Below are 8,273 nucleotides of genomic sequence, written 5' to 3' on the forward strand. Positions count from 1 at the left end.
GGTTGTTGGCTCCGCCCACCCACTCAGGAAGCGCATATGCTCGATAACAATCCTCTGTTGAACACCTCAGTGCTGCCGCCGTTTTCAATGATTCGCGCTGAGCATCTGGTGCCCGCTGTTGAACACATCATCGCTAAGAGCCAGACGACCGTAGCTGGCATTATTGCCAGCCAGACTTCATTCCCCACCTGGGACGATCTGGTGCTGGCGATGGATGAGGTAAAGGCCCAACTCGAAGAAACGATTCAAATGATTGACGTGCTCAGCACTGTACACACCCATCAGGCGTGGGCTGATGCAGTCACCCTCTGCGGGGGCCTGATGACGCAATACAAAGGGCAGCTCGCGCAAAACACCAGGCTGTATGCGTTATACCAGGCCCTGGCCGACAGCCCGATTGCAGCGTTGTTCAACAGTGCGCGCAAGCGGGTACTGGAAAAAATACTGCTCGAATATCGCCAGGCCGGGCTTCACCTCGGTCCGGAGCACCAAGAGCGGCTGCGTGAATTAAAGGAGCAAACCGGTCTGCTGGAACAGACGTTCAGTGGCCATGTGCAGCAAGCCACTCAAGCCTGGGGCAAACACATTGAAAACGAGTCGCTGCTAGCGGGCCTTGCGGCACCGTTAAAGCAGCGCCTGGCGAGCGCGGCGCAGCATAAAAACCTGACCGGCTGGTGGCTAACACTGGATGACGAAGTGTTTCACGACGTGATGCTGCACGCGCAGAACCGGCCCTTGCGCGAGGAAGTATGGATCGCCCGCTACACCCTCGCCACAGCGCTGGGCCCGCAACCTGAGCAGTTGAACAACGATGATGTGTTATCGCGGCTGCTCAGCAACCGCCATCAAATCGCACGGTTGCTGGGCCATGAGCACTTTGCCCAATTGGCCTTGCAAGGGCAGATGGCGTCGTCGACCGACGAGGTCATGAACTTCTTGCGTCATGAACTCGAATCACAACGCGCCACGTTTACCCTCGAGAGAGCGCAACTCGAGGCCCTGATGGTGGAATACGACATTCCTCAGCTCGAACCCTGGGATTATGAATACCTTGCCCAAATACTGCGCCAGGCCGACGGCGTGTCCCAGGATGCGCTGAATGTGTATTTCCCGTTGCCGACGGTTGTGCAGCGTCTGGTGCAATTTACCCGGCGGTTGTTTGGCGTTGAACTGGTTGAACAGACGCAGTTCGACCGTTGGCACCCGGACGTGCGCCTTTACGAGGTCATGGAACATCAACAAATCCTCGGCTACTTGTTTATTGACCCTTATGGCCGCCAAGAGACTGATGGGGCCGTTGAAGTGCTGACGCTGCGCAACCGCCGAATGACGGCCGAAGGGCGACCCCGATTACCGATTGCTGTGCTGTCCGGCCGGTTCGCAAAAGGTGAGGGTGAGCAGCCCTGTTTACTGAGCCACACGCAGTTGCGCAGGCTGGTGCATGAGTTTGGCCATTGTCTGCAGCAGCTCTTGACGGGGCAAGGGTACCGGGACATTTCCGGGATCGGAGGCATGAGCCCTGACGCGATTGAATTTGCCAGTCAGATCATGGAGCAGTGGTGCTTTAGCGACGAGTTTCTGGTCTGGATGTCGGCGCATTATCAGACTAACGAGGCGATGCCTGCTGATGCGGCTCAGCGGTTAACGCGCGTGGTACATACCCAAACCAGTTGGGCCACGGCCAATGTTTTGCTGCTCATGCTGTTTGATATCGAGGTCCATCGCACCCAGGGCGATGGGCGCAGCCCCCACGAGGTGTTTGATGCCCTGAATACGGAAGTCGGGCACTTGAAGTGGCCACATGACGTGAGCCCCTACAACAGCAACGGATTGATGACATCACCCCATGTGGCTCGAGGCTATTCCTATAAATGGTCCGGTGTGTTGGCCAGCCAGGCGTTCGAGCAATTCAGTCGTCGAGGCTTGTTTGACGCAGAGACAGGGCAGGCCTTTCGCGATGCCTTTTTTACCTATGGCGATGCGCGTTCCTTGAGGGACTCCATGGAAGCCTTTATGGGCGCCGACAAGGCAGACCGTTTTTTTCCGCCATCCGCCGCGTTGCTGAGAGTCGATAACACCCGGGACGTTGTGACCTTGATGGGTCAATTGACGACTTCGCAGCAGCAGATGATTGAGTTGAATGACGCTTTGCCACGGCCTGTCGATATCGCGGCGCAGCACTTGAAGAACTGGTTTAAAACTACGTTCCCCGCGCAGGCGGACAGTGTGGCGGTGCAGGATGTGTTTGTGCGCACGGTGCATGAAACGCTCATTCCTGAAGCAGACCGAGTGTCTGATGGACCGCTGTTTAGCCGTACGATCATTTCCAGCGTCTCCCTGGATGTGTTGTTCTGGCAGGCGGCTGCCGGCCGCTTGAATACCGGCGAGCTCTTTCTCAACCTGCAAAATATTGAAATTGTTCATCAAACCGGCAGTGTCACGCAGGCACTGGCTGCCCTGAACAGCAACGATGCCAAGAGTGCCTTCGAGCGGTTGTTGGTAGAAACCCGGCCGTTGTCATTCGAACGCCAATGGGAACATGCCCTTGAACACTTCTGGAGCAAAGCAGCGGGTTTCACTCAGAACCGCCCTGCCAATGAATGGCTGGCAGATCAGTTAAGCCACCAGTTAATGACGCAGGCCAATCTTCATGCGCTGGACGGAACGCTGGAAGCGCCGCTGCACCATGCCGTGACCGACTACGCGCTCTCGGCACCCGAGGCAGAGGCACGCGCAAACCTGCTCGCAACCGTTCGGCCAGGTGTGTACTCACTGGCCTACACACCGCAGAGGTGGCGGGTCAGTTTGCCGGTCCGCAACTGTGTGGTGTTTACCGCGCGAGACAACGACGTTGAGCAGGGCGCAGCGCTGCTCTGGCGCCTGGGTGAGCCACTGGAAGTGTTCTACAGCCTGGCTCAACTGAAGGCGAGTTTGAAGGAAGGCGGCGATGCCATCGGCGAGATTAAGCATCAACCGTTGCCGGGGAACTTCCTGGTCCAGCAAGTCATGGCGCTGCGCCAGGCGCAAAACACCGCCGTGCTGCAAGCGCTGTCCGACGGACCAAATGAAGGGGAGCAGGTTAACGACTGGATACAGCGTGTGGATGAAGCCGCAGACCTTGGCGACCGGCTGGACCTTGCCGTCCCAATGAATGCCCGGCAACTCAAGCAATCACTGAGTCAGTTGAATACCTGGCTACATGGCAGCCGCCACGCTACCGCAAAGGATCGTGTGGCCTGGTGGAAGGCTTGCAGGGCCTGGCAACAGGCCGTAACGGAGGCGCAGTCTCTGCCAGCAGACCCGGTAACGCTGGCAACACCTGAGGCCATCGAGGGGTGGACGCGCACTGAGCTTGAGCGATTGATCAAGGAAAAATACCCGCCAGCCGATCCGGATCGGGTTTTCCTGACGATCGAGAAACGCGTTGTAGATCCTCATGCTCCTTCGGGGTCATCTGTGTTCGGGTCGGGAGTGGCACTCTCAGGGCATCAAAGGATTATTTTTGACCGGCGTTCTTTGACGCAATGGGCCATCACCAATATGACGCCGGATGAGAGCAATGCGCGTGATTACGTTGAGGAGGGCCCACTGAACTTTGACGCCATACGCGATCTGGTGAAATCAGCTAATGTCGGGGTAATGCTTGACTCATGGATTATTGGCGCAGCCCGCCGTACGCAGACGTTATGGATGTCACTCAAAGCCAAGCAGATGCGGGTTGAGGTACTTGCCGCCCACTTGTCAGGTGATCTCAAGCATGACGCCAGCAATACCCGGTTAAACCTGGTGCTTGCCGCTCTTGATGGACGGCAACCTCAGGAGCGTAGCAAGGTCAATGATCAAGAGGTGGTGGTCTATCAGATTAAATGGGGGAGCGGGACCCTGAAGGATATTCTGGCGTTTGGCGTCAAGAACCTTGAGAACCGCCCCTCATTAACGTTGTACACGCCTGGGGCTCCGGATGCCCGGGTGTTTCGGGATGCCGATGCCGAAGCGTTTGAAGGCCTGATGGGTGCAGTGGATACGGCACTCACCGCAACACGTGAAATGACACTGTGGTTGATATCTAAATTACCGCTGTCAGAGCAAGCTGATCTGGAGTCGGAGGACCCCGACCTTCCTTTGGGTGAAAAGATTGGGCTGTTTGTGCTGAATGTTTTTTCGCCCGTCAAGTTTCGTGCTAACCGCAGTTTTCTTGCTCGGGGTGCCATTGCCGCTGTGGACATCGACCTGTGCGAAGCCTTGTATGAAACACAAATTGCTCATGCGCGAGATGCTGCCAACGTGTTGACGGTTTCCCATGCCGAGCGTGACAGCGAAGCGGCTCAAGTCGGGCGCAGCAAAGGGTTAGTGATGGTGCTGGGCATGATCTCGATACCTCAGGTAAACCGGCTTGGCGGACTTCTGGGGCGGGCTATTATTCCGACCATGATCGGCGGTGCTGCGGTGGTGTCCATCAAGGATGAAGGCGGCAGTAGCAGTCAGTGGCTGAGTGATTTTATCGGTGCCATGGGGGAGGTAGTCGCAGAGGCTGGCGAAGACCTCATCATGAGTCGAGCATCGGGCAGGCGCGGTAACAAATACGCAGGCAAGCGTTATATGACGCTGACGACTTTGCCTCGCATGGTGGATCCATCATTGCGGCCTTTTCTTCTGGAGGGGGTTGATGGAAGCGGCCTTCAACCCGAGGGTCGGAATGTGTATCGCGGTCGAGACGGGCAAGGCTATGTAAAGCTTGACGGGGGCTTTTACAAAACCACTGTGCAGGGCGGTGAGCGGTTTGTTTACAGCCCCGGGAACATTTCTAACAGGCGCACCGTGGTTTGGGAAAATGGCCGTTGGCAAGTCGAGGCTACGAATCGTTTATTGGGGGGCGGTCCGGTGATGAGCCTGTTCAGAGCCCCGGAAACGCCTCAACAGAAAAAATACAATGCACTGCTTGAGGGTTACCTGGTAGACCATTACAACCCGCCCGGTGACATGGTGCGAGAGGCTGCAAACGTGATCGGGGCCATGCCGGAGGTGCTGGCTCAGCAGGTGCTGGATGAGAGCATCATTGATGCACGGGTGAGCGGTATTGAGGCTTACCGATCGTTAATGAAGCTGCTGAACCGCCAGCGTCGGCTGCCACCTGAATACAAGGCCTCGAGCGATACGCTGGTGTACAAGCTGGACGTGTGGAGTGCGGTCCACTCGGCAACGCGGGACTTTGAAGGCAGTGTGCCAGGCTTGAAATTTTCCGATGTCCAAAAAATTAAAATATTCGATATGGCATTGCCCTACAGAAATGCTTATTACGAAACGACCGGTATGAACATAGCCGCGATGCCGGACAACGCGACAGGTGCTGTATTTATTGGCATTACACCTCTGCGCGGAAAAAAAAGGCGCGAAGTGGACAAAATCAACAAGGATTACAACGACCTTGCCCTTTCACTGAATCCGAAGATTATCAGTGCGCTGCAAGCGCAGTTTCCGGGGCAAGGGCCAGAATCAGTGGCTGCACTGGAGCGTTATCTCGCAGTCCCTGAAAATGTTGAGCGTCATCGAATAATCGCTCGCACGTTATTCAGAGAGGAAATGCAAGCGCGGGGCATGCCAGGTTTGCTGACTGAGATCAGAAACAAGCGCATCCCTTACTTTGTTGCCATCAAGGGGACAGCGCAGCAAAAAATCATGGTGGCCACTGCCCAGGACATTGATCACTTCTCACAAAGCCTGATCAAATACACAGAACCTTTTGATATCCAGGCCGTTACTCAGACGGCGACGCATAAAGTGACAGGCAAATTACCAGCTGCATCAACAACTTCCACGATACCTGCTGCATCCGAAGGGCCTGCTACAGACAGGTTTTCGATCAACGTAAGCCCGCTGGCTGAAGCGCAAATGGCTTACGACAGCTTCCCGGAAGCCGCCCGGATCAAAATGACCAGCATCATGGATGACATTCGTGCGGGCCGTGTGACCAGCAAGCGAATCAATGGTTATTACTGGTATGACATGTCCCAGTTGGATCCAGGCAGTGGCAGGGGGGCCTGGCGCGCTGCGTTTGAGCGCAAGGGCGATACGTGGGAGTTGCAGGGGTTTTATGACTATCACACCCATCGGGCTGCCACGGTTTGGAGTTACTGACGCGTAATAAAGTCGATAAACGCCCGCACGCGTTGAGGTACGTGGCGCGCGTGCGGGTACAAGAGGATAAAAGGGCGTCGGGCACCGCCGAAGGCACTCAGTACTTCACACAGCTCGCCGCGCTCCAGTGCCTGCTGCACGGTGAAACGGTAGGTCTGCATCAGGCCTGCGCCGTGTTTGACCAGTGTCACTGCGCCCAAGTAATCATCCAGGCAGGCGCAGTTGCCTGAGGTTTCCAGCTCAACCCACTGACCGTCCCGCTGAAACGCCCACGGCAAATTGCGCCCACTGCTGGGGAGCTGGTACTGAATGCAGTCATGTTGGGCCAGTGCTTCCAGCGAGGTGGGCGTGCCCGCTTCGCGCAAGTACTCAGGGGTTGCCACCACCACCAGTTCGGCCTCTTCCAGCGTACGGGCGATCAGCCCGGAATCGGTCGGCGCCTTGCCTCTGATCGCCAGATCAAAACCGTCATCGGCAAAGTCGATGTTGCGGTTGCTGATGTGCACATCGACTTGAACGTCAGGGAATTGCCGGCGAAACGCAGGCAACTTCGGCAGCAACCGGTAGTGAGCATAGGGCGTGGGCACACTGATGCGTAACAAGCCGGAAGGCTGGCTTTGCTGGCCGGTGACTTCACGTTCGGCATCGACCAATTGCGTCAGCGCCTGACGGCATTGCTGGTAGTAAAGCCGCCCGCTGTCGGTGAGGCGCATCTGGCGAGTGGTGCGCACAAACAAACGCACCCCCAAGCGCTCCTCCAGGCGGGCCACCGAACGACTCACCGCCGCTGGTGTGACCCCGGCCAGATTGGCCGCGGCCGTGAAGCTGCCGGTCTCGGCTGCCAGGCAAAACAGTTCAATACTGCCCAGTTGAACATCATCGAAGTGACGGGTCATGGCACGGCCAATTGATTACATGAGGTATCTATTCAAATGCCATGGGCCTCATTTTTCAAGTGTAAAACCTGGCCTAGAGTGCCTCCACCTGTAAGGCATACGCCTTGAACCTGCGGAGAAGCATCATGAGTTCAGCTAAAACAGTCATCGTTACCGGCGCCTCCAGCGGGCTTGGCCTGGCCATCGCCAAGGCTTATCTGGACCTGGGGTTTAATGTGGTGGGCAATGCGCGGACCCTGGCCCGTTTGCAGCAGGCCGCCGACTCGCTCGGCAACCCGGCCAACTTTTTGTTGGTAGAAGGCGATATCGCCTTGGCGAGCACCGCCACCCGTTTGTTTGAACGCGCCATCGAAGCGTTTGGCAAGGTCGATATCTTGATCAGCAACGCCGGGATCTTCGTGCCAAGCCCTGTGGCGGATTACACCGAGGCGCAACTGGAGTCGATTGTCGACACCAACCTCAAAGGCTTTTTCTACCCGGCTCAGGCAGCAGCCCGGCATATGACGGCCAACGGTGGCGGTCAAATCGTTGCCATTACCGCATCCATTGCCCTGCAACCCAACGTCAAAGTCCCGGCCTTGTTGCCGGTGTTGATCAAGGGCGGCCTGAACAGCGCCGTGCGTGGTTTGGCGCTGGAACTGGCGGCCTCCCAAGTGCAGGTCAACGGCGTGGCGCCCGGCATTATCGCGACCCCGATGCACGGTACAGACCAACCGACCCGCGACTTCCTGAAAACCCTGTCGCCGAGCGGGCGCATCGGTACGCCTCAAGACATCGTTGATGCGGTGCTTTACCTCACCTCATCGACCTTTGTCAGCGGCGCCATCATCCCGGTCGACGGTGGCAGCACCGGCGGCACCTGGTAATCAACGAGGAAACCGACATGCCATACGTCAATATCAAAGTGACCGATGAAGGGGTTAGCGCCGAACAAAAGCGCTTGCTCATCCAAGGGGTTACCGAGTTGCTGGAGCGGGTACTGAACAAGGCGCCGTCGACCACCTACGTGGTGATCGACGAAATCTCGACCGATAACTGGGGCGTGGGCGGCGAAACCACCACCCAATTGCGCGCACGGCAAAAGCTCAACCCTCAGAAATTGAATTAAACAGTCGGCATCTGCCCGACTGAACACTTCAACCCGTAGGAGCGAGCTTGTCTCGCGATCTTTTGATCTGCTGTGGCTTTTGAGCGGGGCAACCTGAGGTTTGCCACCACGTCGAAAGCGCCAAGATCAAAAGA

Annotated in this window: 4 protein-coding genes; 3 read left to right on the plus strand and 1 reads right to left on the minus strand. The window is 56.9% G+C overall.

Annotated elements, in window-relative coordinates; translation table 11 throughout:
* Positions 1–36: 36 nt before the first annotated feature.
* On the plus strand, positions 37–6,135 hold the full coding sequence (locus QMX84_RS09925) for a M3 family metallopeptidase (protein ID WP_282363734.1): 6,099 nt from the start codon (positions 37–39) through the stop codon (positions 6,133–6,135).
* Here QMX84_RS09925 and QMX84_RS09930 read toward each other — a convergent pair.
* Entirely contained in the window at positions 6,129–7,031 is a 903-nt protein-coding gene (locus tag QMX84_RS09930) for a LysR family transcriptional regulator (protein ID WP_282363735.1), read from the minus strand. The two genes, QMX84_RS09925 and QMX84_RS09930, sit on opposite strands and share 7 nt — an antisense overlap.
* A 125-nt stretch (positions 7,032–7,156) precedes the next feature.
* Between QMX84_RS09930 and QMX84_RS09935 the strand changes: the two genes are divergently transcribed.
* Both QMX84_RS09935 and QMX84_RS09940 read left to right on the plus strand, forming a co-directional pair.
* Positions 7,157–7,897 carry an SDR family oxidoreductase gene (locus tag QMX84_RS09935; protein WP_282363736.1) on the plus strand — a complete coding sequence of 247 codons (741 nt, stop codon included), beginning with the start codon at positions 7,157–7,159 and terminating at the stop codon, positions 7,895–7,897.
* 17 nt (positions 7,898–7,914) lie between these two features.
* A complete protein-coding gene (locus QMX84_RS09940; protein WP_282363737.1) occupies positions 7,915–8,139 on the plus strand; it encodes a 4-oxalocrotonate tautomerase family protein in 225 nt (74 codons plus the stop codon).
* The last annotated feature ends 134 nt before the right edge of the window (positions 8,140–8,273 follow it).

Source organism: Pseudomonas sp. PS01297, from assembly GCF_029959305.1.
GTDB lineage: Bacteria > Pseudomonadota > Gammaproteobacteria > Pseudomonadales > Pseudomonadaceae > Aquipseudomonas > Aquipseudomonas helleri.

Excerpts from the sequence above, each read along its gene's own strand:
- QMX84_RS09930 (WP_282363735.1), bottom strand. The coding sequence starts at position 7,031 with ATGACCCGTCACTTCGATGATGTTCAACTGGGCAGTATTGAACTGTTT.
- QMX84_RS09940 (WP_282363737.1), top strand. The coding sequence starts at position 7,915 with ATGCCATACGTCAATATCAAAGTGACCGATGAAGGGGTTAGCGCCGAA.
- QMX84_RS09925 (WP_282363734.1), top strand. The coding sequence starts at position 37 with ATGCTCGATAACAATCCTCTGTTGAACACCTCAGTGCTGCCGCCGTTT.
- QMX84_RS09935 (WP_282363736.1), top strand. The coding sequence starts at position 7,157 with ATGAGTTCAGCTAAAACAGTCATCGTTACCGGCGCCTCCAGCGGGCTT.